Annotated in this window: 23 protein-coding genes; 14 read left to right on the top strand and 9 right to left on the bottom strand. The window is 45.6% G+C overall.

Features of this window, described 5'->3' with window-relative positions; genetic code table 11:
- Nucleotides 1-123 precede the first annotated feature (123 nt).
- The 6 genes from BS617_RS09170 (at nt 124) to BS617_RS09145 (ending at nt 7,365) form a co-directional block, all read left to right on the top strand.
- Entirely contained in the window at nt 124-1,506 is a 1,383-nt protein-coding gene (locus tag BS617_RS09170) for a dihydrolipoyl dehydrogenase (RefSeq protein ID WP_075172523.1), read from the top strand.
- A gap of 132 nt (nt 1,507-1,638) precedes the next feature.
- Nucleotides 1,639-2,289, top strand: coding sequence for a peroxiredoxin (locus BS617_RS09165; protein ID WP_075172522.1), 651 nt, complete (start codon nt 1,639-1,641; stop codon nt 2,287-2,289).
- A 231-nt stretch (nt 2,290-2,520) separates the two neighbouring features.
- Entirely contained in the window at nt 2,521-3,702 is a 1,182-nt protein-coding gene (locus BS617_RS09160) for a cell surface protein (RefSeq protein ID WP_075172521.1), read from the top strand.
- Nucleotides 3,703-3,776: 74 nt separating this feature from the next.
- On the top strand, nt 3,777-4,751 hold the full coding sequence (locus tag BS617_RS09155; RefSeq protein ID WP_139303152.1) for a DUF6384 family protein: 975 nt from the start codon (nt 3,777-3,779) through the stop codon (nt 4,749-4,751).
- Nucleotides 4,752-4,799: 48 nt separating this feature from the next.
- Nucleotides 4,800-6,278, top strand: coding sequence for a coiled-coil domain-containing protein (locus tag BS617_RS09150; RefSeq protein ID WP_075172519.1), 1,479 nt, complete (start codon nt 4,800-4,802; stop codon nt 6,276-6,278).
- A gap of 112 nt (nt 6,279-6,390) precedes the next feature.
- A complete protein-coding gene (locus BS617_RS09145) occupies nt 6,391-7,365 on the top strand; it encodes a GntR family transcriptional regulator (protein ID WP_075172518.1) in 975 nt (324 codons plus the stop codon).
- Between the two features lie 33 nt (nt 7,366-7,398).
- On the opposite strand, the gene BS617_RS09140 is transcribed toward BS617_RS09145, so the two are convergent.
- Genes BS617_RS09140 through BS617_RS09105 form a run of 8 tightly spaced genes read right to left on the bottom strand, consistent with a single transcriptional unit; the run spans nt 7,399 to nt 15,151 of the window.
- Nucleotides 7,399-8,577, bottom strand: coding sequence for an ABC transporter substrate-binding protein (locus BS617_RS09140; RefSeq protein ID WP_075172517.1), 1,179 nt, complete (start codon nt 8,575-8,577; stop codon nt 7,399-7,401).
- A gap of 19 nt (nt 8,578-8,596) precedes the next feature.
- Entirely contained in the window at nt 8,597-9,583 is a 987-nt protein-coding gene (locus BS617_RS09135) for a CobW family GTP-binding protein (protein ID WP_075172516.1), read from the bottom strand.
- The gene (locus tag BS617_RS09130; protein ID WP_075172515.1) at nt 9,576-9,887 is read right to left on the bottom strand and encodes a hypothetical protein; all 312 of its coding nucleotides are present in this window, start codon (nt 9,885-9,887) and stop codon (nt 9,576-9,578) included. Before BS617_RS09130 ends, BS617_RS09135 begins: the two co-directional genes overlap by 8 nt.
- A gap of 50 nt (nt 9,888-9,937) precedes the next feature.
- Entirely contained in the window at nt 9,938-10,684 is a 747-nt protein-coding gene (locus tag BS617_RS09125; RefSeq protein WP_075172514.1) for an SDR family NAD(P)-dependent oxidoreductase, read from the bottom strand.
- Nucleotides 10,685-10,696: 12 nt separating this feature from the next.
- A complete protein-coding gene (locus BS617_RS09120) occupies nt 10,697-11,461 on the bottom strand; it encodes an SDR family NAD(P)-dependent oxidoreductase (protein ID WP_075172513.1) in 765 nt (254 codons plus the stop codon).
- 56 nt (nt 11,462-11,517) lie between these two features.
- A complete protein-coding gene (locus tag BS617_RS09115; protein ID WP_075172512.1) occupies nt 11,518-12,882 on the bottom strand; it encodes an MFS transporter in 1,365 nt (454 codons plus the stop codon).
- Between the two features lie 24 nt (nt 12,883-12,906).
- Nucleotides 12,907-13,782, bottom strand: a complete 876-nt coding sequence (locus tag BS617_RS09110) for a polysaccharide deacetylase family protein (protein WP_075172511.1) — start codon at nt 13,780-13,782, stop codon at nt 12,907-12,909.
- Nucleotides 13,775-15,151 (bottom strand): amidase family protein, encoded by a 1,377-nt coding sequence (locus tag BS617_RS09105; RefSeq protein ID WP_083609980.1) that lies wholly within the window; start codon nt 15,149-15,151, stop codon nt 13,775-13,777. Before BS617_RS09105 ends, BS617_RS09110 begins: the two co-directional genes overlap by 8 nt.
- 468 nt (nt 15,152-15,619) lie before the next feature.
- On the opposite strand from BS617_RS09105, the gene BS617_RS09100 reads away from it, so the two are divergent.
- Both BS617_RS09100 and BS617_RS09095 read left to right on the top strand, forming a co-directional pair.
- Entirely contained in the window at nt 15,620-16,510 is an 891-nt protein-coding gene (locus BS617_RS09100; RefSeq protein ID WP_075172509.1) for a TIM barrel protein, read from the top strand.
- Nucleotides 16,511-16,613: 103 nt separating this feature from the next.
- Nucleotides 16,614-17,786, top strand: coding sequence for a Gfo/Idh/MocA family protein (locus BS617_RS09095; RefSeq protein ID WP_075172508.1), 1,173 nt, complete (start codon nt 16,614-16,616; stop codon nt 17,784-17,786).
- Between the two features lie 14 nt (nt 17,787-17,800).
- Here BS617_RS09095 and BS617_RS09090 read toward each other — a convergent pair whose 3' ends face one another.
- On the bottom strand, nt 17,801-18,832 hold the full coding sequence (locus BS617_RS09090) for a LacI family DNA-binding transcriptional regulator (protein WP_075172507.1): 1,032 nt from the start codon (nt 18,830-18,832) through the stop codon (nt 17,801-17,803).
- Between the two features lie 327 nt (nt 18,833-19,159).
- Here BS617_RS09090 and BS617_RS09085 point away from each other — a divergent pair, with 327 nt between their 5' ends.
- The 6 genes from BS617_RS09085 to iolC all read left to right on the top strand — a co-directional run bounded on the left by BS617_RS09085 (nt 19,160) and on the right by iolC (nt 26,838).
- Nucleotides 19,160-20,089, top strand: coding sequence for a sugar ABC transporter substrate-binding protein (locus BS617_RS09085; RefSeq protein WP_139303151.1), 930 nt, complete (start codon nt 19,160-19,162; stop codon nt 20,087-20,089).
- Nucleotides 20,090-20,228: 139 nt separating this feature from the next.
- A complete protein-coding gene (locus BS617_RS09080) occupies nt 20,229-21,782 on the top strand; it encodes a sugar ABC transporter ATP-binding protein (protein ID WP_075172506.1) in 1,554 nt (517 codons plus the stop codon).
- Nucleotides 21,779-22,756 carry an ABC transporter permease gene (locus BS617_RS09075; protein WP_212667419.1) on the top strand — a complete coding sequence of 326 codons (978 nt, stop codon included), beginning with the start codon at nt 21,779-21,781 and terminating at the stop codon, nt 22,754-22,756. Before BS617_RS09080 ends, BS617_RS09075 begins: the two co-directional genes overlap by 4 nt.
- 51 nt (nt 22,757-22,807) lie before the next feature.
- Nucleotides 22,808-24,658 (top strand): 3D-(3,5/4)-trihydroxycyclohexane-1,2-dione acylhydrolase (decyclizing), encoded by a 1,851-nt coding sequence (gene iolD, locus BS617_RS09070; RefSeq protein ID WP_075172505.1) that lies wholly within the window; start codon nt 22,808-22,810, stop codon nt 24,656-24,658.
- Between the two features lie 13 nt (nt 24,659-24,671).
- Nucleotides 24,672-25,850 carry a Gfo/Idh/MocA family protein gene (locus tag BS617_RS09065; protein WP_075172504.1) on the top strand — a complete coding sequence of 393 codons (1,179 nt, stop codon included), beginning with the start codon at nt 24,672-24,674 and terminating at the stop codon, nt 25,848-25,850.
- Nucleotides 25,843-26,838 (top strand): 5-dehydro-2-deoxygluconokinase, encoded by a 996-nt coding sequence (gene iolC, locus BS617_RS09060; RefSeq protein WP_075172503.1) that lies wholly within the window; start codon nt 25,843-25,845, stop codon nt 26,836-26,838. Before BS617_RS09065 ends, iolC begins: the two co-directional genes overlap by 8 nt.
- Nucleotides 26,839-26,841 lie beyond the last annotated feature (3 nt).

The raw sequence follows: 26,841 nt of genomic DNA, 5'->3' as shown, positions 1-26,841 counted from the left end.
ATAACCCCTGTCTCATGTTCCTGAGCAGTATTACGTCAACCGCCAAACATGATCTCTATCAATGCAGATACTATGTATTAGTATAATCTAATGTTATGTATTCAGTGCTGATAGGGATTTCATATGCGTAAAGTCAATATTGCTGTGATCGGTGCTGGTAGCGCGGGCCTTACCGCCTATCGTTCGGCTCGTAAATATAGCGATTCGGTTCTACTGATTGATCCGGGTCCGCTTGGCACTACGTGTGCGCGTGTTGGTTGTATGCCCAGTAAGCTTTTGATATCCGCAGCCGATGCCGCGTGGAACATCCAGCATGCCAGTACTTTTGGGATTACTGCACGTCAGGTGCACGTTGATGGCGTTGCCGTTTTGGAACGCGTGCGTCAGATGCGTGATCGCTTTGTAGCCAAGGTGCTGAAAGGGATGGAGTCCATTCCGGAACTGGATAAATTGGATCAATCAGTACGCTTTGTAGCGGATCACCGGCTTGAAACGTCTGAGGGTGAATTGATAGAAGTTGATCGGGTGATTATTGCTACCGGCTCGCGTCCTGCCGTGCCGGATATGTTGCGGTTAGCTGGCAAACGGTTGTTGCTGAATGATGATCTGTTTGAGCTGTCGACTTTACCTAAGTCCGTAGTTGTTTTTGGTCCTGGAGTTATTGGTCTGGAGTTGGGCCAGGCGTTGTCTCGTTTAGGTGTGAGGGTTCGGATGTTGGGTGTGGGTGGCTCTGTGGGGCCTCTTGGAGATACGGACATTCGTCAAGCCGCACTTGAGTGCTTTAGCCGTGAATTTCCACTGGACCCTGATGCACAGGTAAATGGCATCAAAGAATTTGCTGATGGTGTTGAAGTGACTTTCGTAAACAATGGCCAACTAAAGACAGAGACCTTTGATTACCTCCTAGCAGCGACTGGCCGTCGTCCTAATGTTGATCATTTAGGTCTAGAAAATACAAGCCTAGCGTTAGATGAGCGTGGCGTCCCTGTTTTTGATCCTCATACACTGCAGTGCTCTCTTGCACATATTTTTATTGTTGGTGATGCCAACAACCACTTACCACTATTGCATGAAGCGGTTGATGAAGGCGCTATTGCTGGGCGTAACGCAGCCCAGTTGTCTGATGTACAGCGAGGGCGAAGGACTGTTCCGCTTGCTATCGTGTTCTCAGACCCACAAATGGCGACGATAGGTTTACAACCTTCGCAAATTGAGCAGGCTTATGCCGGTAATTATGCGGTTGCCAGTTTTGATTTTGCTAATCAGGCTCGGGCGAAAGTATTAGGTCGTGATTACGGCCTTATGAAAGTTTGGGCAGAAAAAGAAAGTGGGGTCCTCCTTGGTGTTGAGATTTTGGGCCCTGATGCTGAACATTTAGCTCACCTCTTGGCATGGTCGATACAGCAACAGCTCAGCGTTGATGATTTATTAGGGATGCCCTTCTATCATCCTGTATTGGAAGAGGGGGTGCGTAGCTTGTTAAAAGAGTTAAAAGGCCTTATCTGATGATGAGCATGATTAGTTTTTACTATAGGTGTAATTGTCATGATAAATTACAAAAAGTTATAAGCTTATAATATTATGTTCTTAATGAGGAGCAATTATGCCCTTCAATTTAAGACAGCTGGAGAGATAAAAATGGCACTTCGAATTAATGACATTGTACCCAATCTCGATTTGAAAACTGATCTGGGGGATTTCACTCTACATGATTTCATTGGTGACAGCTGGGCTATCCTGTTCAGTCATCCAAAAGACTTTACGCCAGTTTGTACTACTGAGTTTGGTGCTGTAGCCCAATTATCAGCCGAATGGGAAAAGCGGGGCACTAAGGTTATCGGGCTGTCGGTAGACGGTGTTGATGAGCATGTAAAGTGGAAAGCAGATATCGAAAAATACTCATGCGCACCTGCTACGTTTCCAATCATTGCCGACGATGATATGGCCGTTGCTAAAGCATTGGATATGTTACCCGCCGATGCTTATCTGCCGGATGGCCGCACGGCTGCAGATTCAGCTAGTGTACGTGTGGTTTTTATTTTTAGTCCTGATAAGAAGCTACAGCTTGCCATGACTTACCCTATGTCTGTCGGGCGTAATTTTGCAGAAGTGTTGCGTGCTTTAGATGCTTTACAAGCTACCTATAAAGTACCTATTGCTACGCCTGCCAATTGGAAAGCGGGGGAAGATGTCATTGTTGCTTTGTCGTTAAATGATGAAGAGGCAAAGGCTAAGTTTGGGGATGTTGACGTAAAATTGCCTTATTTACGTACCGTTAAACAACCGTAGTTAGTGTTTGGTTGATCTTTAATAACCCAGCTCGCAGTTTCAAGTTGCGCGCAGGGTTTTTTGCTAATAAGCAATTCATTGTTTTTTCTTGGCGCGGGCTAAGTGAAATTTTTCTTAAACCCCCCTTATTTTTTCCTTCATGTTAATCTTTGCTGCATGTTTCGCCAGATATAATCGGGAAAATTATCGTCCAACGTTAGCGTTGCCCTTTCTTTGTTACATGGAGTTCTTATGTCAAACATCACATTTAAGTATCTTGATAAAGCACTAACGCAGGTTCGTGAGTTGGGTTTAATGCCCGAAAAGGTAGATGAAGCACCTGTGGTCGCTCTTATCGAACGTTTGTCTGATATTGATGAAATGAAAACACTCGCTATAGCCCGCACCCTAACGCAAGCGTCTGTTTTTAATGAGATTGTGCGTGAGCAAGTGTCGCAAATGCGCATTGGTGAGCGTTATGAAGAAATTACCGAAGCGTTTAATAGTATCCGTACTGATGCAAAAACCATGGTTGAACAGGTTGAAGATGGCAAAATTGATACCTTTGAGCGCGTCAATAATATTTGGATGAAGGCTACACGCGGGGATATCGCGACACGTTTCGATAAAATCAAAGACACCTTTTTAGAAGTGGCGAGTGACTCTAAAGAGCAGATTGAACGTGAGCATATTATTTTGAATGCGTATCAGGATTTCCGAGGTGCGATTAAAGAGTCAGAAATCTATGCATTGGATTTGTTAAAACAAACCGAAGCCATATGGAACAGTGAAAAAGGCTCATTGCAGCAGGCCAGTGAAGCCGTAGCCGCTTATGCGGGTGAAGATTTAGCCGAGCGCGCGAAGCTAGAGTTGGCGCGAGATGAGCGTATGCGTAAGTTGCAGTTTGCAGAAGATCGCTACCAAATCGCGAAAGATTTAGCGGATAATTTAACCGTCAGCTATAACACCTCCGAAGTTATCATGGCGCGCTTGATGCAAACGAACAGTGCAAAACAACGTGTATACCAGCAGTCTATTACTTTCTTTGGTACGAATGAATCGGTCTTTACGGCGCTAACGGCATCATTTACCGGTATGTTTGGTTTACATGAAAGCACCCAAGCATTGAATGCGATGAAAGATGGCGTATCGGATAGTCTAGAGGATTTAGCGTCCATTGGCGGCAAGATTCAAGAAGCGGCGGTCAAAGCCGGTTATGGCCCGACAATCCGTGCAGAGTCTGTTAAAAAATTGGTTGATTCGGTAGTGAACTTCCAAGAACGCTCGCGTGAGATTATTGAAGAGATGCGCGTGTTATCCACCAAAAATGCAGATGAGATCCGTGACTCTGTTGAAGATGGTAAAAAACGGTTAGCCAATGTCATTCAACGTGGCGGTTCGTTACCGTTGCCGGATATGGCAACGTCTGTTTAAACACGAAGAGCTTTGTTAGATGGGGCGGCGGGAGCTTGCCCCTCTAACCAGTGTGTAAATAGGGTTAAGCGAATATGACTACTACGAGTAATGGCATGGAAAATACGGCTTCAGCTACTGAATCAGCGGCTACATCCGCTAGCGAATCATCAGCACCCAGAGCTAAACTTGAAAATGTAATGGCGGCAATGGATGTGGTAGATACCTTACGCCACCGTCAAGGCATGGTTGAACGAGAGTTAGATGCCGATAGCCGCCGTTCGCAGCTGCTTGAGCGGCTACGTACGATCTACGCCGATCAAGGCATGGAGGTGCCGGATCATATTCTAGAAGAAGGCATCAAGGCGCTTGATGAGGATCGCTTTAAATATCACCCAACCAAAAAAAGCATCTCTACCGCGTTAGCACACGCCTATGTCAGCCGCAAAAAATGGGGTTTACCCTTGGGGGCTGTTGCGCTTGTCGCATCGTTATTATTCGGTGGTAATTACTGGCTCAATGAGCGGCCTCAGCAACTAGCGTTGGAAGCTTTGCCGTCCAATTTGCAGCAAACTTATACTGAAATCCAGACCTTAGCCAAACAACCCGATATAGCGGTACAAGCCAAAGGATTGCAGAATTCGGCTAATGCCGCTTTGCAAAATGATAAACAGGATACGGCTGAAGCATTACTAGCCGACATGGAAAACATGTTGGTACAGCTACGAATGTCTTATCACATTAAAGTGGTGTCGCGAGCGGGCGAGCAGTCAGGGGTGTGGCGTATTCCGGATATTAACTCTACAGCACGTAATTATTATCTGATCGTTGAAGCCATTGATGGGAACAATAATGTACTGACATTGCCTGTGCTCAATGAAGAGACGGGTAAACAAACCTCGGTTGATAAATGGGGATTACGTGTCGACTACAAAACCTTTAATCAGGTTGCCGCTGACAAACAAGATGATGGCATTATCCAAGGTAATGTAGTGGGTGAAAAGCGTGTGGGTTACCTGTCACCTGAATATCGAATAGCGACTTCTGGCGCGACTATCACCGCGTGGTAACTTTAAGTATCCATATGTTATGCATATATCAATAAAAGGGTTTAGATAATGTGGAGCGGTTCAACAGCCTTAAATAATATCGATAGCGCGTTAAAAACCGTGCGTGATGATATTGCTCGTCTTGATCAAAACTTAACACGCCTCACCGAGAGCTTAACCGAGAATCGCCTTCAGCAGAGTAAGGTGATTAATGAGATTGCGCGGGTTCGTTTGCAGGAAATAGATACCGGACAGTTGCAAGAAACGCTAACAGCGGCTGACCATGACGCAAAAAAAATTCTGGGTGAGCGTGTACACAAAATCGAAAGCCTTCAGCAAGAAACAGACGCCGTAAAGCAGCAATTAGAGCAAGCTGAGCAACAGCGGGAAGTGTTGCTGGCATCTGCAAATGTTATTGCTCAGGAGCTTGCTGATCGAGAAGCATCGGTGCAAGCCAATTTAAAGATGGACGCAAACTACCAAGCACAGTTTGAGCGAGCCAACAAAGCCGAGTCCATTGCGGATGAAGCTCACAGCAAAAGTGAAGTGGCTCAAGTAGATATGGATAAAAAGGATGAGCCATACCAGCAAGATAAGTTGTTTATGTACCTTTGGGGACGTAAGTATGGCACTGCGGATTACGAGGGTGGCGTATTAACTCGCAGTTTAGATAATTGGGTTGCTAAGCTGATTAAGTACGAACGTAATCGCGTAAATTATTGGAATTTGCAAGAAATCCCTAAACGTCTAAGTGCGCATGCAGAGCACGTAAAGCGAGAAGCAGAAGCCGAATTTAAGGCGCTGCAATTGATTGAGAATGCCGCGTTGGCTGACGCTGGTGTACCCGAAATATTGCAGCGTTTAGACAAGGCTAGGCAGGCGCTCGATGCTCACGATGATCAAATTGAAGCCACAGAAAACAAGTTGCATCTCATATTAGAACAGCGAGCCTCGTTTACGGCGGGCTTAGATGAATATATGCAACGCTCACTCCATTGTTTAAATACCGCTATGCAGCATAAAGATATCTATCAGATAGAGCGTTATGTACGAGCAACTCGTTCATTGGTGGATGATGGTCTTGTCAATGAGCTACGTGATTATCGTGATAATTATGAAGATAACGAAGACGACTTAGCTGATTTGCGAAAAGCCCATTCTGTTAAACTTTCAAAGCTAAAAGAGTTAGAGGGTGTAAGGCGTAACTTTAAAAACAACCGTTTTGATGATGTTCGCTCGGGCTTTGGCAATGAAAGGCTTATCCAATCAGTATTGAGCCAGTTTGTTCAAGGTGTATTGAGTGGTGCAGAAGTGTGGCGGGTGATTCAGCGTAATCAACGCTACAGCGATATTAATGCCCGTCCTGATTTTGGCAGCGGTGGTATCAGTGGCCGATCTCCACGCCGGTCTACCTCAAACAGCAACACCACTTTCCATTGGCCCAGCAATCGCAGTGGCAGTGGCGGTTTTAGAATGCCTGGCGGCGGTGGCGGTAGTCGACGATCAAGCAATAGTGGTGGTGGCTTCAGGACAGGTGGCGGGTTTTGATGTTAATCGTCTAAAGCGAGTTATGTTCAAAGTTTTTATCACATAATGATCAACTAATAGAGCATTCTATAGTATTGTTATATATAGGATTTATAGTGTTGAGAATGCAAATTTGAAAGGGAAACTTCGGTACGAACTAATTTACCAGACCTTAGACGAAGCCATAAGGTCGGGTACGTTAACAGAAGGGTTAGTTTTACTGGAAGGTCCGCTAGGAGATTTGTTTGGAACTAGCCGGGTTCCTGTACGTAAAGCGCTAATGCTTTTAAATGATGAGTTAAAAATCAGTCGCTTTGATGGGCGGGGCTTTGTTGTTGGTGATGCTAACAGCAAGGATATAAAGCCCATCAGGCGCATGGTTACTAAGGTCGACGTAGGGCTTGAGTCTGATCAGGCGGTTGATAATCGAACACTCAGCGAGAAAATCTTTGAAGACCTGTTTGAGCAGATTTCCACATGCATGGTGTTTGGTCATTACCGTGTAGAGGAGGGGCGCGCGGCTGAGTATTACGGCGTTAGCAAGATGGTTATACGCCAGGCTTTGCTGAGGTTGCGGGATAGAGGCGTGGTCGAAAAAGAGCCTTATTCATCTTGGTTGGCCGGCCCGCTAACAGCTCGTGAGATAAGAAATGATTATGAAATTCGTGCTGAGTTAGAGCCAGCGGCTTTAAAGTTGTCGGCAAAGCACATTGATCAATCGCTTATCGCGCAAATGGTAACAAAGCATGAAGAAATGATTAACGGACAAGAGATTTCAATTGAAGACATTACGACGGTTGAAGATTTCTTGCACGGTAGTTTGATTAAGCATATTGATAATAAAAAACTGTTGGATGTGTTAAATCACTGCCGCAGTTCTGTTGTATTAAACAAAGTCTTTTTTACCAGCTTGAATTTATCTATGGATGTGGCTGCACTTAAAGAGCATAAGCTGGTGTTAGAACTGCTTTTACAAGGGGCGGTTGAGGCGGCTTCAGCGAGTTTAAAAGATCATTTGATTAACGCGCGAAAGCGTTCACTCCAACGTTTGAAGGTGGTCTCTGTACTGCCTGACCCTAAGCTGCCGGCGTATTTGGTTAAGGTGTAGTTGCCGAATTATCTGATGTAGTTAGCGGTAGCGCTAGACTTTTGTAAGCTCTCGCCACTTACGGACAAGGTAATTATGCTCGTCCATTACGGAGTTCCACACAGCTATGTTTGACATGCGTTGTGTGTAACTTCCGCCTGACCGCACAGTGCCTTCTGGTATTAATGGGTGGTCATCGATACCGTTTAGTACTTTTAGGGCGGGTTTACCTTCGTACCAGAATTGCCACTCTTCTTCCGACAGGTAGTTTTTTACGCTCTCGGTATTTGATATGTAATAACCTTGCTTGGCAATGATCGACCCCGGCCATCCAGATAGCCACCAGTTTAAGTACTGGTAAACCATATCCAGCTTTTTGCCCGAAGCACACTTTGATACGGATAACCCACCGCACCAAGCTCTGTAGCCTTCAATAGGGCAGGCGAGTTTGTATCCGTCTATATTGCAACGGTTACTGTAGTACATGGGGGCCCATATACTCTGAATGTAGGAACGTTGTGATTTAAGCAAGTTTACGGACTGCTCATGATCTTTCCAAAACTCGACAAATTGACCTTGGTCCTTTTTCCCTTTCAATAGCTTTATGAGCAGATCGATCTCTGAGAGAGTTAGATTTGACGGGTTTTTAAATTCGGCTAACCCTGCCGCATTAATCGCGATAGCAGCATCAATCGTCCCCATGGCTGCATCATCTTGAAAGGCTGACCTGCCTTTCATGGCGGGAGAAAGTAACCATGCCCAGCTCTCGGGTTGCCCCTTAAGTACTTCTGGCAATTGGGCGGCATTGTAGGCAAAGCTATCTACATTATGCGCTAACGGTAGCATGCTAATCTGTTGAGTAGGCGTTGCGCCGAGAGTCCCGTTGTGTTGAACATACAGGCGGCCCGAAGGTTCTGAACCGGGAGCAAGAGGCTGCGAGGGGATAACGCGACCAGTTTTAGGTAAAGAGTTAACTTGTGACCAATTATCTATACGATCGATGTCAATTGGCTGAATAGCCTGTGCTGGCCAGACAAAATCAACGTTATGAAACCATTGGTCATATATGTCATAGCTCTGCGGTTGCATCACGGCAATGCGTTCAGCATCCTTAACGCCTCTCACATCAAATTCTATTTCGATATTGAGTTCTTTTTCAGCTTGTTTTCTGATTTTTTCGATCAAGGTGACCGATGTACCTAAAACGCGCAGAGGGCTAGTTTTTTTTGACATGGTGCTTCGCTATGCAGTCTCAATTGTGTGAGATATCAAATGCGTTAAATGACGCCGTAATATCGTTAGGGGTGAGTCCTCGTGTTATGAAAACAAGGCCTAACGACGGTGAGTTTAAGGTTTCTTTATCGATAATCTCTAAGGGCGCAAGGATCTTTCTGACTGAGTTTAGTAATACATAATTCCCTGTATTGCTGTCTTTTAATATCCCTTTTACTCGCAATATTTGATCATTGTAACGGTAGAGTATCATTGAAAGCCAGATTGAAAAGCGTTGCCAATCAACCGATTCTACGTTTATAGCTTCGGTTTGAATTGCGCTGTGGTTCGCCATGCTTCGAATAGAAAAGTAAGCGGGTTGCTCGTGAGTGGCCTGTAAAAGTCTGGGCGGCGTTGTTGAGTGGATTGCCTGAGCAAGTGTTGCTGTGTTGTTTGGGTGCTTTATGTAGAAGCTGGCAAATGGATTTGTGGCTGAGCACAGGTTTTGTAACCTGTGTATATCAGACTCAGACAGTTTTTCTGTTTTAGTAAAAATTAGGCTGTCGGCACTACTGAGTTGATTAGCCCATTCGGGGATATCGCGCGCGCATTGCTCGGCGGTTAATGCGTCCACGGTGGTCACTATTTTGCCTTTCACGACTGCTTGGCTTAATTCTCGGTCATTGAAAATGGTAGCCAGAATGGGAGCGGGGTTGGCTAAGCCGGTGGTTTCTATGATGATTTGTTCAAGGTGCTCGTTTGTATTTTGGTTGAGCAAGGCTAGCAATGATGCTTTTAAGTCGTTTCTTACTTCACAGCAAAGGCATCCACTTTCGAGCAAAAGAGTTTCGCCATCGAGACGCTGAGTGAGGTGATGGTCAATGCCTATGTCGCCTACCTCGTTAATAATAAAAGCAGTATGGTGTGCCGAGCCCTGCTCGATGTACTCCCTTAGCAGCGTTGTTTTGCCGCTCCCTAAAAAGCCAGTAAGAATATGAACAGGGATTCTTTTATTCTTATTAATCATTATTGTGTCCTCGTTCTAGGTGCTGCAATAACTCGTTGTTAAAAGGGTCTAGAGGTTCTCCTGTGAGCTTTTCTATGCTTTGCCATAACTCATGTAGATTGGAGAAGAGTTTTTGGTTGCCCTTAAAGTCTTCCAGCAGATAGTTAACGCCATGAACATCACTGACTCTTAACCGAATGTGGGTCAATATCGTTTGTAAGTAGTTAATTTGGATAAGCCGGTTACGCCTGAGACTATTAGCATCGGTATTGGGTGATTGATTCCATAAATCCGGCTCTGAAAAAATGCCACATAGTCCGCACATAAGATATTCCGTTGGTAGCTGAGGGGGCCTTGGTAGCCCCCCTTTGAAGATTAGGGCATCACATCGCCCGAATTCGGACCGAGTGTCTGTCCTACAAACAAGTTGCCGCCTGGCGAGCTGGCTAGCAATAATGCTGTAGGGGCTATTTCTTCAGGCTGTCCAAAACGCCCGAGTGGGAGTTCTTTGGCTTTGGACTCTTTCCAAGAAGCGCTAATCCCTTCAACGAGCGCCGTTTCGATAGGTCCGGGAGCGATAGCATTGACCAATACACCATAAGGGGCGCACTCAATGGCAAGAGATTTTGTAAGCCCTATGACGCCTGCCTTTGCGGCGACATAATGACAAAGCTCAGCGCCTCCTTTAATACCCAACTGTGATGAGATGTTAATAATTCGTCCATGCTGCTGGCTTTTCATATGAGGTATAGCCGCTTGGGAGGCTAAAAACACGCTGCGAAGGTCAATGTTAATCATGTTATCCCACATGCTTAACGTTACTTCTTCACAAGGTGCTTGAGTTAATATACCAGCGTTGTTAACGAGAATATCGATACCGCCTAATGCTTCTACACATTGGTTAACACCGGCAATAGCACCCGATGGTTTGCTCACGTCGCTTGTTACGGTGAGTACCTGAGCCCCTTCTTGTTGGCAGCAATGTGCGGTCTCGTTCAGTGCATCCGCGTTGATGTCGGTCAGTACTAGGGTGGCTCCTGCCTTGGCATACTCAATGGCAATCGCTTTACCTATACCGCTTCCGGCACCGCTGATGACGGCGCGTTGGTTTTTAAGCTGCATTTATTTCTCCTGTTACTCGGGCCATTTAACCGTTAGACCGCCGTCGACAATGAAGGATTGGCCTGTAATGTAAGAGGCATTATCCGATGTCAAAAAGTCGATCAGGTTAGCGACTTCTGATGGCTTACCAACACGCCCTAGTGGAATAGATTTGGCGGCTTTAGCTAAACCTTCAGGGCCTAACGAGTTCTTTTTATCCAATGATTGAGGTGTTTCGATAAGGCCAGGGATAACCGCGTTGCAGCGGATATTACGGTGAGCTAACTCAACAGCAACACTTCTGCATATGCCCGGAACGCCAGCTTTGGCAGAAGCGTAATGAACATGGTCTCCCCATCCATAGACACCGCCTGCAATGGAAGAGATGGCTACTAAGCTTGCGCCGTCCGACAAATGCTGGGTGCTGTCTCTAAATAATCGAAAGACACCCGTAAGGTCTACATCGATCATCTCGTACCACTGCTCATCTGACATGTCCGCCAGCGGGGAGCTACGTAGTAGGCCTGCATTCGCCACGACGATATCTATTTTTCCAAAGCTGGATACTGCTTCGTTGATGAATTCTTTAACTGATTCCTTAGATCCCACATCCAGAGGCAGCCACGTGGCATTATTGCTGAATTCGCCCAATGTAGCGGCAGCTGCTTCTGGGTCGTGTGGGTCTTTATCATAAAAGCCCGCGACTACTTTGTAGCCTTTTGCACAATAGAGTTGGGTCAATGCCAAACCTATACCGCTAGCGGCGCCACTGATGAGAGCTACTTTTTCGTTATTCATACTTTTACAAACTTCCTTAAGCAGGCCTCCGGTGCGGGAGACCTGCCTTGACGATTTTATTTAACAGTTGCTGGGTCGACGTGTCGTGCAAACAGAATGATCAAGCCGGATAAGAAGCAAGGAACGGCGCCAAAGTACAAAGCCGATGTCTGCCAGTCACCACCGCTACTGAGTACGGCAGTAGAGCCAAAGCTTGCTAATACCGCGCCCACTGGGCCCATCGCATTGATGATGGCACCTGCTGTTGCGCGGATAGACGTTGGGAAACTTTCGCTGATAAAGAATAGTGCTGCAGCGTAAGGGCCGATAAGGAAGAACAAGCCTAGGCTGTATAGCGCAATCACGGCTAATTGGCTGCTAGGTCCGTACAGCATGGCACTGAAGGCCAAACCACCCATTACCCAGCCAATCGCGATGGTGTTACGGCGGCCAATTTTGTCACCAAACCATCCGTGAGCCATGTAACCCAAGTAGCCTAGCAAGTTAGATGCAACGAGAATGATCAGCGAGTTTTCAAAAGACACGCCATGAACACGCGTGAGCACGGTTGTACCCAAAACGCTGAAGATTTGGATAGCAAACCAGTTCAGTAAGATCGCACCGCCCAATACCAGAGTTGCACGTAAAGAAGTGCCCTTAAATGCAGCTGAAACGCCTGCGCTTTTGTGCTCTGAGTAGTCTACTTTATGTTCTACGGCTAAATTTTTAGCAGCAATTTCGTCACCGGCTTCGCGTAGCTCGCGAATACGTTTATGTACCTGAAACTGTGGTGTTTCTTTCAACTTCATGGCGAAGAAGATAAGAATAAAAGAAGGAATAGCGGCGAAGATAAAATTGCCTTGCCATCCAACAATCGGTAACAAGATGGCGGTAATGCCAGCGGCAATTAATGCGCCAATAGGCCAGCCACCTTGAACAAGGCTATAAATGAAACCTTTCTTCTTTTGCAGCTCTGGGTCATCTACGGCTGAGTACATCTCAGTTAAATACGTAGCATTGACAGTTTGTTCTGCATAACCTAATCCGGCTATTGAGCGGATTAATGTTAAGGGGCCTTTACCTGCACTGGCACCAAAGGCAGTGAGCAAAGAGCATAGACCCGCACCGCCTACGGTGAAGATCAGCCCTGGTTTGCGTCCCATTCGGTCAACAATAGGGCCGATAAGGAATGCTACAACAGCGCCGCCTACGGCAACCCACGTAGCAATTTGTGCTTGTTCTACTTCTGACCAACCATAGTCGTTGCCCATTAACGGTAGTAACGTACCGAATAAAATAAAGTCATAAACGGCTAGTACCCATGCAATGAATGCAATCCACGTTGCAAACTTCACATCTTTCTTTTGCAGTTTGTTGGGTTGCCAATCACTTTTTGCGCTCACAGGCTTTGTGTCTTGGTCGAGCGTTTCTGATTTGTTCATGATAGAAGCTCCGTATTGTTATCGTTATTTTGGATTGCGTGTTAAAAAGTCATCTGCGATTTCGTCAAAAGTGACGAAGCGAACACCCTCGTGGCTTTTCATATGCTTAATCAGACGCTCTAGCATTAAGAGAGCTTGCGGACGGCCCGAAACGTCTGGGTGGATTGTCATCGTGAATACGGCGTAATCGTTCTCGCGATAAACCCAATCAAATTGGTCTTGCCACATTTCACCCAAATGACGAGGGCTGACAAAGCCGTGGCTGTTCGGGGATTTTTTGATAAACATCATGGGTGGTAGGTCATCGAGATACCAGTTGGCAGGGATCTCAACCAAGTTGGTTTCTTCGCCTCGAACGAGTGGCTTCATCCATTCGTCAGGGTGTTTGGTGTAATCAATTTTGGTCCACTTATCGCCTACGCGAACGTAGTAGGGGTGGAAGTCGTTGTGCATCAAGCTGTGGTCGTACTTAATTCCTTTTTTAAGCAGTAACTCGTTAGTGACGTTACTGAACTCCCACCAAGGTGCTACGTAGCCCGTTGGTCGCTTGCCGGATAATTGAGTAATTAGCTCAATAGATTTATCCAGTACTATTTCTTCTTGTTCAGGTGTCATGGCAATCGGGTTTTCATGACTGTAGCCATGAATGCCGATTTCGTGGCCAGCTTCTGCCACGGCTTTCATTTGTTCTGGGAAGGTTTCTACTGAGTGGCCAGGAATAAACCATGTTGTTTTGAGGTCATGCTCTTTAAACAGTTTTAATAATCGCGGAGCGCCTACTTCGCCAGCAAAAAGGCCGCGTGAAATATCGTCTGGGGAATCCTCACCACCGTATGAGCCCAACCATCCCGCAACTGCGTCGACGTCTACACCAAATGCACATAAGATTTCTTTAGCCATGATTATTTCCTTTTGATTGTTTAATTAAAAGTGAGGCAATGGCCGGCTCAATGGTCTTGGCAAGGCTAATGAGCGCGTCGTCATTACCTGAGCACTGCGAGAGCAGTAAACTGGTAGGGAGTCCGTTCGAGTTGTATCCATTAGGTAAGGCGATACCGGGGCAATCTAGGTAGCTACCAATCATTGTTAAACGCAGAGCATTGATGTTGTGTTCGTTAAATGACTCTACTGATTGGGTAACCTGAGATAGCAAAGGAGCGGTAGTCAGCGTGGTAGGCATCAAAAAAGCGCGACCTGCTAGCTCGTTTGATAACCGTTGTTGTAGTTTTTCACGCTGCTGATATAAGTAAGAAATTTGTGTGGCGGGCAATTGGTTGGAAGCGGCAAGTCGCTGAGCGACTAGAGGGTCAACCTGCCCAAGTTTATCGGTATTAATTAAGTCTTCGTATGTTAGGTAGGCCTCAATACTGCCTAACCATCCAATGTTTTTGATTAAATCTAATGTGGCATCAAGCGTACTTAGCCTTACGTCTTCAACGGCAACTCCAGCGTTTTGGAGTGCATCTAGGGATAAATCAAAAGCGCGTCGAGTATCACAATCTAGGGGTAGTTGTTGGCAAAATTGCGCATCAAATACTAGACCAGAATGACTAGAACCGGCGGGCTGCTCCGTTGGCGAATACAGTATGCTGTCTACTAAAAGAATATCGTCAACACAGTGGCCGATGGGGCCTGTTGTATCCAAAGAAGGTGATAAAGGGGCAATACCTCTATTGTCGTAACGTTTACGAGAAGCTCTAAAGCCAACCAACCCGCAATAAGATGATGGAATGCGAATAGAGCCTGCCGTATCAGTTCCGAGTGTGAACGGCACGATATTTTCGAGCACCGCGGCGGCTGAACCGCAAGAGGAGCCACCTGTGATGTAAGCATTATCGTTATATGTCTGTGTGGGGGTTCCAAAATGAGGGTTAAGCCCCAGCCCGGAGTAAGCAAATTCGCTCAGGTTGGTTTTGCCGATAAGTACGGCACCGCTTTCTATTAATGCTAACACTTGTGGCGATGTTGAATCGGATAACGCGCTGTATAACGTAGAGCCTCTCGTGGTTGCATAACCTTTGATATCAAATAAATCTTTAACTGCAAAAGGGATTCCATCCAGTTCACTGGCTGGTGTTCCGTGGCGCCAGCGTTGTGTTGATTCATTCGCTTGTATCAGCGCTTCTTTTTCACACACTTGAGTAAATATCTGTGAGTGTGCTCGCGCTTGTTTCAACGCGTGCTGAGTCACATCCATCGGCGTGAAACGCTTCTCTCGAAAGCCTTTCTGTAGGAAACAAATGCTGTATTTAGAATCAGATGATTTCATATTTAATAACGTATTTTTAATTTAAAGTACGTTTTTAATGTATGTTAATACGCTTATTGATTGCAAATAAAATTTAATAAAATTTTAAGTTGTTGTTTTTAAATGATTAATTGTTTTTGTATTAAATGTATAAATAATTAAAAATGCTTTAAAAGAGTGCTCTTTATAATCAGGCTTCACTGTTTTGGTGCAAGATGGGTTGGGCTACGCTCGAATGCAGTCAGTGCTTCTACCGGTGAGTAGGGCGTGCTAAAAAAGATGATATGTTGCTAATGTCAGGGGTGAGTAGATTGGTTTGCCATGTATGAAGGCTGCTTTACGGGCTGTGTTAATTAATTGAATGGTTAGAGGGTCTGCTTATGCAGTGGTAAAAGATTGCTGAAAAGGATGTTGCTATGTTGACTTTTTGCAAGCGCTTGCATTAATGTTTGTTTGATCCATTAACACGACATAGGAAGTATAAAAATAATGAAGCTTCAACTATCAAATGCGCCTTGTTCATGGGGTGTCGAGTTCGCCGATAATCCTAGCAACCCTTCATGGGAAACTGTATTACAAGAAATATCACTGGCAGGTTATAAAGCTACAGAGCTTGGACCGTTAGGCTACTTACCTACAGACACGGGTGTGTTAGCGGCAAAGCTGGATGAAAACGGCCTAGGTCTTATTGCGGGTACTATTTTTAAGCATTTACACAAAGCAGAAAAACGAGCTGAAATTTTAGAGTATACCGAGGCGACCTGTAAGCTACTAAAGGCTCAAAATGCACAGTATATGGTTGTGATTGACCATGTTTCATCGCCGAGAACGGACCAAGCAGGCCAAGTGGAAACGGCTTATCGTCTGCCTGATGAAGAATGGTTTGAAATGATGAAAACCATTACTGAGCTGTCTTTAATTTGTCGAGAATACGATATTGTTCCTGTTATACACCCGCACGCAGGGACCTTTATTGAATATCGCGATGAAATTGATCGTGCTATGCAGGATTTGGATAGTGATTTGGTTAAGTTGTGTGTTGATACAGGGCATAGTAAATATGCGGGTATTAATCCGGCTGAGCTGATTGAGGCTTATCAAGATCGCGTAGCTTATATCCATTTTAAAGACATCGATGAAATGGTGTTGGCTCATACCGTGGAAAATCATGTGGATTTCTACAAGGCCATTGGCAACGGTGTTTTCTGTCCACTGGGTCAAGGTTGTGTTGATTTTTCTGCAGTAAGAAATACGCTGGAGAAGATTAACTATACCGGCTGGATTACCGTAGAGCAGGACGTCGACCCTACCAAGAACAATAGCTCTTTAGAGAATGCGCAAGAAAGCCTTCGCTTTATCAATCAGCATTTTACTAACTAAAGCGGTTCTCGCTCAGTGCTGGCAACGGGAGCATTGTTGATCTTGAATCAGCAGTGCTCGACAGTTGTTTTAGTGCCTGAAAGTAGTTTTAAAGGACAGATATATGACCAATCCAGTGATTAAAGCTTTAGGGCGAAAGTTAAGGCTTGGGGTGATTGGTGGGGGGCCAAGCTCGTTTATTGGGATTGTCCACCGAGGAGCCTCGACACTTGAAGAGTACTACGAAGTGTCGGCAGGTGTGCTTTCATCTAACCCAGAAAAGTCGGTAGAGCACGCGCGCGAAATGGGGATAGAGCGCGGATATGCGACCGCGCAAGACATGATCTTAGCCGAAGCTAACAGGGATGATGGGGTTGATGTTATAGCGATTATGACGCCCAACAACAGTCATTATTCTATTGCTTGTATGGCGGCTGATCATGGTTTTCACATTATGTGTGAAAAACCACTAACCAATGATCTAGATGAGGCAATGGCTTTAGTCTATAAGATACAGGCAAGCTCGGTTGAGTGTTGTGTGGCTTATGCGTACTCGGGTTATCCCATGGTGCGGGAAGCGCGGGCGATAATTGAAGCTGGGGAGTTGGGAGAGGTTAGAATGGTTCAGTGCGATTATGTGCAAGGCCATTTGGCGGAACTTACCGAGTCCGAGAAAACGAATACCAATTGGCATATGGATCCGGCTATGGCGGGGCCGTCGTTGATCTTAGGTGATATAGGTACTCACTGTTACCACTTGGCTTCGTTTGTTACAGGTATGGTGCCAGCCGAGCTAAGTGCTGATTTAGCTTCGATTGTGCCGGGGCGTGAGGCCGATGATTATACCGGTATTCTAACCCGCTATAAGAATAATGCGCGTGGCTCTTTTTTTATTACTCAGGCTGCTGCAGGTGCTGATCATGGCTTGTATTTACGAGTTTTTGGTAGCAAAGGCGGTTTGGAGTGGCATCAGGAGCAGCCAAACCAGCTATTGGTGCGTCGCATTGGGCAGCCTACTCAGTTATTGCAAAAGGGTGGGCCTGGTTTGCACGAAGCGGCTAATCGGGTCTCACGAATTGCAGTAGGGCATCCAGAAGGCTACCGTGAAGCGTTTGCTAATCTGTACACTGATTTGGCCGAAGTCATCATTGCGCAAAAAACAGGTGTAAAAGAAAACCCCTTAGCCCGCTACTTTCCTGATATACAAGATGGAGCGCAAGGCGTGGCGTTTGTGAGAGCCGCTATTAACTCGCACCAAAAGAATGGAGAGTGGGTGAGTCTTGCGTCTAATGCCTAGCCGCTATTGGCCTGTTACGAGGTGTGCTTTTGCGATGTTTTGAGCGTGCCTCGTTCTATGAGCTTGCAAGGTAGTAGGCGTGTTTCCGTGGGTAGATTTGGCTCCTCAATGCGCTTAATAATAATGTCTACAGCGGCTGTCACCATTTCTTTGATTGGCTGTTTGATTGTCGTTAAGTTGTAGGCGTTCCATGAGGCCATCGACATATCATTAAAGCCTAGGACGCCGAAATCTTCTGGACATTTTTTACCTAGCTCCCGTGCCGTGTCTAGTGTGGCTATCGCTAAGATATCATCGCCACAAAAAATGGCTTCTAAACTAGGGTTTTGTTCTAGTAATTCTAATGCTTTCTGCTTGCCCGCTTCGTATGAGTAAGTTTCACAATGTTCGATTGCAACCAGCTTGAGCTTATGGGCTTTTAGCGTTTCTATAGCGCTTTGTTTACGGTCAATGGTGGTGGTTGCATTCATAGGGCCGCCTAAAAATGCAATTTTTTTATAACCGCGATCGATTAATAATTCGATAGCCATTTTGCCGCCATTATAATTATCAGCCGTAACCGTATTAATTGAGTCGCTATGGCTAGACCGGCCAAACATGATAGCGGCAGGGAGCTTTGCCTTTTCGCATACTTCAGCAAAAATAGTAGGCAGCACAGAAGATAAAAACAATACGCCGTCAACGCGGTATTGAAGTAGCCGCTCTAATACGTCTTCGGGTTTGGACTCTGTTGTTAGGTTTTCAATCAAGGATCGATAGCCTCTTGATTGGAGTTCTTTAGTGATTAGGTCGAGTACTTCAATAAAGGCTGGATTTTCAAAGTTGCTAGAAATAACACCCATTAGCCGCGTGCGATTGGTCATCAGTGATTGGGCTAAGATGTTTGTTTTATAGCCTAGCTCGTTAGCGGCTGCTTCTATTTTTTTTCGTGTTTTTTCTGAAACGCTTGCTCCCGGCGTAAAAGCTCTTGAAACGGCCGATAATGAAACGCCTGCTTTGTCAGCGACTTCTTTTTGAGTGATGTGTTTATATCGGCTTTGGTCCATAGGTCACCTGTAATAAGTTGGGCGATGCACGGGTTTTCTATCGTGCAACCCTTTGTTTAATAATACATTCCAGTTTGGATAAAGGCTATTTTTACAGAAGATTAAGTTATTTCTGGATTAGCTTTTAGCTCTGTTTTTCGTGCGTGGTCATACGCTGACTTTTATTTTTATTGTCTTTATAAACTATAGATTAAAAGTTTATTAAATACTTTTTGCAAGCGCTTGCAAAGCGTATTTCATATTGTTAATCTTCAGGTAAGCGGTTTCTGTATAGCTGGGAATCGCGGATCCTTATTCATCAATAAAAACAAAAAAGGACTGGATGCAATGATCAAGAAAACTCTATTAGCTGCTTCTGTTATCTGTTCGATATCGAGCTTCGCCATAGCAGACTCCTACGTTATTGGCGCTCCTATGCCAAGCTTTGCTGATAAATGGTTAAGTTACCTGTTTGAAGGTGTTAGCGATTTTGATGCTGAGCACGATAACGTCGATATTAAACTGACGGATGCAAATGAAGATCCGAGCAAAATGCTAAATGATGTGGATAATTTTATTGATGCTCAAGTGTCGGCGCTGCTCGTTGTTCCTACTGATGTGGCTATTGTGAAACCCATCGCTAAAAAAGCGAGTCGTGCGGGTATTCCATTGGTTATAGTCAATCGCCTTCCCGATAGCGACACCATGGATAATGTGGACGCCTATGTGGGTTCAGAGTCGATTCAAGCAGGCATTATCCAAGCGGAAAGTATCGTTGGAATGCTGGATGGTAAGCCTGGCAATGTGGCGATTTTGATGGGCGTTTTAGGGCATGAAGCTCAAATAAACAGAACTCAAGGCAATAAACAAGTTTTCGATAAACACCCCAATATTAAAGTCGTGGCCGAACAAGAAGGGCGCTGGGATCGAGCCAAAGCTCTGCAAATTACAGAAGATTGGCTGCAGGCAAACCCGGATATCAATGTCATCGTTGCTAACAATGATGAAATGGCCATTGGCGCTTTGTTAGCTGCTAAAAAAGCAGGGAAAACAGATGCTGATCTTATTATTTCAGGCGTGGATGCAACGCCAGATGCGCTCGAATATTTAGGTAATGGTTTAGATTCTACTGTTTTTCAGAGTGCGAAAGGCCAAGGATATAAAGGGGCAGAAATAGCTTATAAGTTAGCACAAAAAGAAGAAGTCCAGAAAATGAATTGGATAGACTTCGAACTTGTAAAAGAAAGCCAAAAAGAAGCGTACTTATCTCAATATTAAATAAGTGTTAACGGCTTTTTTGCCATTAAACGCCAAGGTCGCTATTGATTTTTATTTAACGAATGAATGCCTTTTATAAGCAGTATTCAATAAGCGACCTTTCTATTTTATAACGCTATTAATAAAAATAATTAGGCTTATGAAAAACTCAGATTGCATATTAGAAATGATTAATGTGAGTAAAACCTTTCCGGGAGTTAAAGCGCTGGATCAGGTTAACTTATCAATCAAAAAAGGCAGTATACATGCGCTAATGGGAGAAAATGGCGCAGGCAAATCAACATTAATGAAAATCCTATATGGGCTTTATACGCCGGATGCAGGCGGAGACATTTTCTTTGATGGTCAGCCGTTTACCCCAAAAGCCCCCATTGATGCTATCCGGTCGGGTTTGGCTATGGTTCCTCAAGAGATAAGCCCTTCTGCCAACCTTTCTGTTGCTGCTAATTTTTATTTGGGGCGCGAGATTAAGAAAGGCATTTTGATGGATCAAAATGCCATGAATAATCAAACTAATAAAATTTTAGATGAGCTCGGAATCCCCATGAGTGTGGAAACACTTATGCAGGATGTTTCCGTCGCTAAAGCGCAATTGTTGGCTATTGCTACGGCTGTCTCCTACAACGCCAAGCTCATTATTATGGATGAGCCAACAACGGCATTAACCGAATCAGAAGTGCATCAGTTGTATCGAATTGTCAAAAAGGTACAGCAGCGCGGTATAGCCATTATCTATATCTCTCACAAGTTAGGTGAGGTTTTTGAGCTATCAGATGAGGTATCGGTGATTCGTGATGGGCAGTATATCGGAACTAAAAAGACGACTGACATTAGTAAAGAAGAACTCATAAATATGATGGTTGGTCGTGAAATGGACGAAATGTTCCAGCGCGAAGATGTCACGATCGGAGAAACGTTGCTGGACGTTCGCCATTTGAGTTTACCTGGTAAGTTTGAAGATATTAGTTTTACTGTTCGTAAAGGAGAAATTTTCGGTATTGCTGGCCTAGTTGGCGCGGGTCGTAGCGAGGTCGTTGAAGCCATCTTTGGTTATAAAGCGGCTAAAAGTGGCGAAATTCACCTGCATGGTGAGCAAATTGATATTCGTAAACCTTCCGATGCTATACGGCATCGCATTGGTTTTGTAACAGAAGACCGGAAATTAACAGGCTTGATGTTAAACATGAGTGTTACCGACAACATGATCATGCCTGAACTGCACCCTTACGAAAAAAATCACCTTATTTCTGAATCCTTAGCCAGTGATGTGGCTAACACGATGAAACAGCAGTTACGTATAAAAACGCCAACGGTGGATACCATTATCGGCAACTTATCGGGCGGGAATCAGCAAAAAGTGCTCATTGCTCGTTGGTTGTTGTTAGAGCCTGAAATTCTGATTTTAGATGAACCCACTAAAGGTATCGATATTGGTGCCAAAGCCGAGATCTATAAATTAATTGTTGAATTAGCGCGCCTAGGTAAAGCCATCATCATCGTTTCTTCCGAAATGCTAGAGCTCCTGTCGCTAAGCGATCGTGTAATGGTCATGGCGGAGGGACGAGAGGTAGGCATTGTTGATCGAGAAAATGCAACACAAGAGTTGATCCTAGAAATGGCAGCCGGTGGTGATGTGCCAGCGGTACACGAACAAGAAATGGCATCTCAATGTCAGATTAAAGGAGTGGCATGATGGTTAAGGCAATGGCTGCAACAGTGCGAAAAACACACTACACCGAGATTCTTAATAAGTATGGAATGCTGCTTATTCTGGTTTTATTGTTCGCCGCTTTATCGATAAAAATTGAAGGGTTTGCATCCTTACGCAATGTGTTCAGTATTTTGGAACAAGTTTCCATGTTCGGGATTATTGCGATAGGTGTGACTTTTGCGATAGTCACTGGCGGTATCGATCTATCTTCGGGGGCTGTAGTGGCGTTAGCTTCCGTTGTTGGGGCTACTATTGTGACTGGTAGTGAAGGCTATGGCATGGCTATTTTTGCTTTTGGAGCAGCCATGTTTGTGGGCAGTATTTGTGGGCTTATTAACGGCTCGATTACTGCTTTTGGACGAATCCCTCCTTTTATCGCCACGCTCGGCATGATGACGATGGCGCGCGGTGTCGCTCAGTTAGTGAGCAACGGCCGGCCTATTGATGCAAGCTCTGATGCTTTTACCTCAATTGGTGATGGTTCGGTTTTTGGGGTACCCGGGCTTGTAGTTATATATGTCATTGTGGCTGTGGTTTGTCACATTATGATGAGCCGCATGACCTTTGGTCGCCATGTCTTCGCGATTGGTGGCAACGTTAATACCGCTAGAATCTGCGGCGTTAATGTTGAGCTTACCTTACTTAAAGTTTATGTGTTGGCGGGTGCTTTGGCAGGGCTAGCTGGAGCGATGCTGACCTCACGAGCTTATGCTGGCAACCCTACATTCGGCAACATGTGGGAATTGGATGCGATTGCTGCCGCTGTAATTGGCGGCACGTCGCTGGCTGGCGGTGTGGGCTCTGTTCCTATGTGTATTGTTGGTGCGTTGATTATCGGCGTGATGAATAAAGGCCTAAATATGCTGGGAGTAGACCCTTACTGGCAGCAAATCATCAAGGGCATGATCATTATCGGTGCCGTGTTATTAGATGCTCAAAAACGCAAGAAAGCTTAATCAATAGCTTCATAATTTCATTATCCATTTAAGAATAAAAAGAGAAATATTATGAATACAGTCCGTCTAACTGTAGCGGAAGCGCTTGTAAAATATTTAGTGGCCCAGCACATAGAAATTGATGGGCAAGTTCAACCACTGTTTGGCTGTTCATTTGCAATTTTTGGACATGGGAATGTGACTTGTCTAGGGCAGCAGCTGAAAAATGTGGAAGATCAGCTACCGACCTGGCGAGGTCAAAATGAGCAATCCATGGCTATGGCCGCGGTAGCTTATGCGAAGGCAAATAATCGTCAACGGATAGGCATTGCGGCCACATCGATCGGCCCTGGTGCCACTAACATGGTTACTGCTGCGGGTATTGCGCATACTAATCGCTTGCCACTATTGATGCTTTCTGGTGATGCGTACACTAGCCGTTTACCCGATCCAGTACTACAGCAGACAGAGCATTTTCATGCGCCGTCCATTACAGCCAATGACACCTTTAAAGCGGTAACGCGCTATTGGGATCGTGTGATTCATCCTGCTCAGTTATTGCAGACGTTACCTTTAGCAATAGATACGTTGCTAGACCCCGCTGACTGTGGCCCAGTTTTCCTTGGCTTGCCGCAAGATGTTCAAGGTATGGCATACGATTATCCCACACGTTTTTTTGAAACGAAGGTTCATCGTATTCGTCGTCCTCAACCCGAAATGTGCGATTTGGAAGCTGCCGCTGACATTTTACGTGCCGCTAAAAAGCCGCTTGTGATTAGCGGGGGCGGTGTTCATTACTCACGGGCAACTGACGCGCTAGCCTCGTTTATTGAAAACCATCAAATTCCAACCGTAGAGACCATTGCTGGTCGTGCTTCTCTCCTGCAAGAACATCCTTTAAATGGTGGCCCTATCGGAGCGACCGGCTCTGATTCGGCAAACTATCTGGCTGCACATGCGGATGTGGTGTTGGCGGTTGGCACACGTCTACAAGATTTTACGACAGGCTCTTGGTCGGTATTTAGAAACCCTAATCTAAAAATTATCAGTATTAATGTGGGCCGAACAGACGCCATTAAGCATTTAGCCATGCCTGTCGTGGCGGATGCCAAAGATACGTTGGTGCAACTCGATGCTGTTTTAGGCGATTGGAAAAACGATACCGAATGGGCGGCTACCGCGCAGTCGCAAGCAAGCGAGTGGAAGGCATTATGCCACCAGAGAGCTAAAGTGATGGGCGATGAAATGGCATCCTATGCGCAGGTGGTTGGTGCTGTTAACCGTGTGGTTGAGCCCGGAGACACCGTTTTAACCGCCGCAGGGGGCTTGCCTGCGGAGCTCAATATGAACTGGCAAAGCCAGCAAATAGGCAAGTTTGATATTGAGTTTGGTTTTTCGTGTATGGGGTATGAAATAGCTGGAGGGTGGGGAGCCAAAATTGCTAATCCAGACAACGATGTTGTTGTTTTAGTGGGCGACGGCTCCTACATGATTCTGAATTCTGACATTTATAGCTCTGTGTTAACCGGTCACAAAATGATTGTCATTGTGTGCGATAACGCTGGCTATGCGGTTATCAACAAGTTGCAAAACAACACAGGCAACGATTCGTTTAACAATCTTTTGGAAGACTGCCGTCGGCCCGATGGTGAGTTGGCTCGTGTCGATTTTGCTAAGCACGCTGAAGCTCAGGGCGCTATCAGCGAGAAAATTAGCAACATGCAGGAGTTTGATGCGGCATTTGCGCGCGCCAAAGCCGCTGATCGCACCTCCGTTATCGTTATTGATATTGATCCAACCAAATGGTCTAGCTGCGATTGCTGGTGGGAAGTAGGTCTACCGGAAATAGCACGAACAGAAAAAGTAGAAAAAGCAGTCGCTAACTTTAGCGAAGGTCGAGTACACCAACGCCCTGGCGTATAAGGAGAATAAAAAAATGTTTAATGAAGAAATGCGTTCTGAACAACCTATTCGTTGGGCAATGGTTGGCGGCGGTCGTGGCAGCCAAATTGGCTATGCTCATCGCTCCAGTGCTACCCGAGACGGGCACTTCACATTAGTTGCCGGAGCATTTGATATTGACGCTGAGCGTTGCCGCGATTTTGGGACAAACTTGGGGCTTAATCCTGAGCGTTGCTATGCCGATTACCAAACAATGTTTGCTGAAGAGGCAAAGCGTGAGGACGGTATTCAAGCGGTTTCTATCGCAACGCCTAATTCCACACATTACGCTATTTCGAAAGCGGCTTTAGAATCCGGTTTACACGTAGTGTGTGAAAAGCCTGTGACCTTCACGGTAGCTGAAGCCGAAGATTTAAAACGTATCGCGCAGGAGCATGGCCGTATTTTTGGGGTTATGTATGGGTACACTGGGTTCCAAATGGTGCACCAAGCGCGAGAAATGATACAGCGCGGTGATATTGGCAAGGTCCGCGTTATCTCCATGCAATTCGCCCATGGTTTTCATAGTGAAGAAGTCGAAAAGGATAACCCTGGCGCTAAATGGCGCATGAACCCTGAAGTTTCGGGGCCAACGTACGTGTTGGGAGATATAGGTACACACGCCTTTTACATGGCACAGCTCATGACTGGCTTGGATGTTGAACGTTTGTGCTGCACACGCCAGAGTTTTATTGCCTCAAGAGCGCCTCTAGAAGACAACGCTCATGTCATGATGCAATTTTCAAATGGCGCAGTGGGTACTTTATGGGCAAGCGGTGTTAATGCTGGCTCTATGCATCAGCAAAAAATACGTATCGTCGGCGAAAAAGCAAGCATCGAATGGTGGGATGAGCGGCCTAATCAGTTAAGTTTTGAAGTGCAAGGCGAGCCAGCACGCGTGTTAGAGCGCGGTATGGGTTATCTCCATAACGACGATTCAGCCGTGAGTAGCGATCGCATAGGTGGAGGCCATGCCGAAGGCTTCTTTGAGTCGTGGGCCAACCTTTACAGCCGATTTGGTACGGTTATGAAGGCTGCTAACAGGGATGATCAAGCTACCGTTGCTGCAACCTGGTTCCCAGGTATCGATGCTGGTATTGAAGGGGTCAGATTACTCGAACGCTGTGTAGAGTCTGCTGATAATGATGCTCAATGGGTGAAGTACTATGAGTAAGCTGTCTATCCCAACTAGTCGCTCTCTCGATGTGATCTGTTTAGGACGTGCGGGTGTTGATTTATATGCCAGCGAAGAGAACGTCGACCTGACCAATGTATCAAGCTTTGATAAACATGTGGGCGGATCGCCCGCCAATATCGCGGTAGCTTTGTCTAAACTGGGCGCTAAAGCCGGAATCATTAGTTGCGTATCAGACGACGGTTTAGGGCATTACGTATGCGACTATTTACGCCGCTTAAACGTGGATCTCCAAGGCATGTTGGTAGACAACAAAGGATCCAGAACCAGCTTGGCAATTACAGAAATGAAAGCTTCGAATTGTGAGGTGGTTATCTACCGCAATAACGCGGCTGATCTGACGCTATCAATTGAGCACATTGATAAGGCTTACATAGCGCAATCAAAAATCCTGCTGATTTCAGGTACGGCGTTATCGTCCAGCCCATCTCGCGAGGCTACGCTAGCGGCGATTCGTTACGCGAGAGAAGCAGGCACTCTGGTTGTCCTAGATGTTGACTATCGTGCTTATTCTTGGCGCTCAGAAGAAGACTCCTCTTTGTACTATCAAATGGCTGCGAGTATGTCGGATGTCGTGATAGGTAATCGCGAAGAGTTTGATGTGATGGAGGCTTTGGATAGAGATTCCGTTAAATCGGACGATGATCAAACCGCTGCGCGTTATCTCCAAGGAGCGACTCAAATACTCATTATAAAAGCCGGTGAGCTTGGCTCCACTGTGTATACCCGAGATGGGCAAAAGTTTGCTCAGGGAATTTACCCCGTGGAGGTTAAAAAGCCATTTGGAGCCGGTGATTCGTTTGCTGGTGCCTTCATGTACTCAATCCTGCAAGGGTACGACTTACAAGAGAGCGTGAAGATGGGGTCTGCCTCAGCGGCGATCAATGTGTCCCGAAAAACCTGTACAGATGCTATGCCGACGTTGGATGAGTTATTGAGCTTTATTGCAGTGCGTGAAGCGGCTTAATCC

Origin of the sequence: Neptunomonas phycophila, assembly GCF_001922575.1 — a bacterium.
GTDB classification, from domain to species: domain Bacteria; phylum Pseudomonadota; class Gammaproteobacteria; order Pseudomonadales; family Balneatricaceae; genus Neptunomonas; species Neptunomonas phycophila.
The sequence above is the reverse complement of the archived record's forward strand: the minus strand, read 5'-3'. Positions and strand labels throughout refer to the sequence as shown.

What these genes read in the sequence shown, in the direction of transcription:
- BS617_RS09170 (WP_075172523.1), top strand. Translation starts at nt 124, where the DNA reads ATGCGTAAAGTCAATATTGCTGTGATCGGTGCTGGTAGCGCGGGCCTT.
- BS617_RS09165 (WP_075172522.1), top strand. Translation starts at nt 1,639, where the DNA reads ATGGCACTTCGAATTAATGACATTGTACCCAATCTCGATTTGAAAACT.
- BS617_RS09160 (WP_075172521.1), top strand. Translation starts at nt 2,521, where the DNA reads ATGTCAAACATCACATTTAAGTATCTTGATAAAGCACTAACGCAGGTT.
- BS617_RS09155 (WP_139303152.1), top strand. Translation starts at nt 3,777, where the DNA reads ATGACTACTACGAGTAATGGCATGGAAAATACGGCTTCAGCTACTGAA.
- BS617_RS09150 (WP_075172519.1), top strand. Translation starts at nt 4,800, where the DNA reads ATGTGGAGCGGTTCAACAGCCTTAAATAATATCGATAGCGCGTTAAAA.
- BS617_RS09140 (WP_075172517.1), bottom strand. Translation starts at nt 8,577, where the DNA reads ATGTCAAAAAAAACTAGCCCTCTGCGCGTTTTAGGTACATCGGTCACC.
- BS617_RS09135 (WP_075172516.1), bottom strand. Translation starts at nt 9,583, where the DNA reads ATGATTAATAAGAATAAAAGAATCCCTGTTCATATTCTTACTGGCTTT.
- BS617_RS09130 (WP_075172515.1), bottom strand. Translation starts at nt 9,887, where the DNA reads ATGTGCGGACTATGTGGCATTTTTTCAGAGCCGGATTTATGGAATCAA.
- BS617_RS09125 (WP_075172514.1), bottom strand. Translation starts at nt 10,684, where the DNA reads ATGCAGCTTAAAAACCAACGCGCCGTCATCAGCGGTGCCGGAAGCGGT.
- BS617_RS09120 (WP_075172513.1), bottom strand. Translation starts at nt 11,461, where the DNA reads ATGAATAACGAAAAAGTAGCTCTCATCAGTGGCGCCGCTAGCGGTATA.
- BS617_RS09115 (WP_075172512.1), bottom strand. Translation starts at nt 12,882, where the DNA reads ATGAACAAATCAGAAACGCTCGACCAAGACACAAAGCCTGTGAGCGCA.
- BS617_RS09110 (WP_075172511.1), bottom strand. Translation starts at nt 13,782, where the DNA reads ATGGCTAAAGAAATCTTATGTGCATTTGGTGTAGACGTCGACGCAGTT.
- BS617_RS09105 (WP_083609980.1), bottom strand. Translation starts at nt 15,151, where the DNA reads ATGAAATCATCTGATTCTAAATACAGCATTTGTTTCCTACAGAAAGGC.
- BS617_RS09100 (WP_075172509.1), top strand. Translation starts at nt 15,620, where the DNA reads ATGAAGCTTCAACTATCAAATGCGCCTTGTTCATGGGGTGTCGAGTTC.
- BS617_RS09095 (WP_075172508.1), top strand. Translation starts at nt 16,614, where the DNA reads ATGACCAATCCAGTGATTAAAGCTTTAGGGCGAAAGTTAAGGCTTGGG.
- BS617_RS09090 (WP_075172507.1), bottom strand. Translation starts at nt 18,832, where the DNA reads ATGGACCAAAGCCGATATAAACACATCACTCAAAAAGAAGTCGCTGAC.
- BS617_RS09085 (WP_139303151.1), top strand. Translation starts at nt 19,160, where the DNA reads ATGATCAAGAAAACTCTATTAGCTGCTTCTGTTATCTGTTCGATATCG.
- BS617_RS09080 (WP_075172506.1), top strand. Translation starts at nt 20,229, where the DNA reads ATGAAAAACTCAGATTGCATATTAGAAATGATTAATGTGAGTAAAACC.
- BS617_RS09075 (WP_212667419.1), top strand. Translation starts at nt 21,779, where the DNA reads ATGATGGTTAAGGCAATGGCTGCAACAGTGCGAAAAACACACTACACC.
- iolD (WP_075172505.1), top strand. Translation starts at nt 22,808, where the DNA reads ATGAATACAGTCCGTCTAACTGTAGCGGAAGCGCTTGTAAAATATTTA.
- BS617_RS09065 (WP_075172504.1), top strand. Translation starts at nt 24,672, where the DNA reads ATGTTTAATGAAGAAATGCGTTCTGAACAACCTATTCGTTGGGCAATG.
- iolC (WP_075172503.1), top strand. Translation starts at nt 25,843, where the DNA reads ATGAGTAAGCTGTCTATCCCAACTAGTCGCTCTCTCGATGTGATCTGT.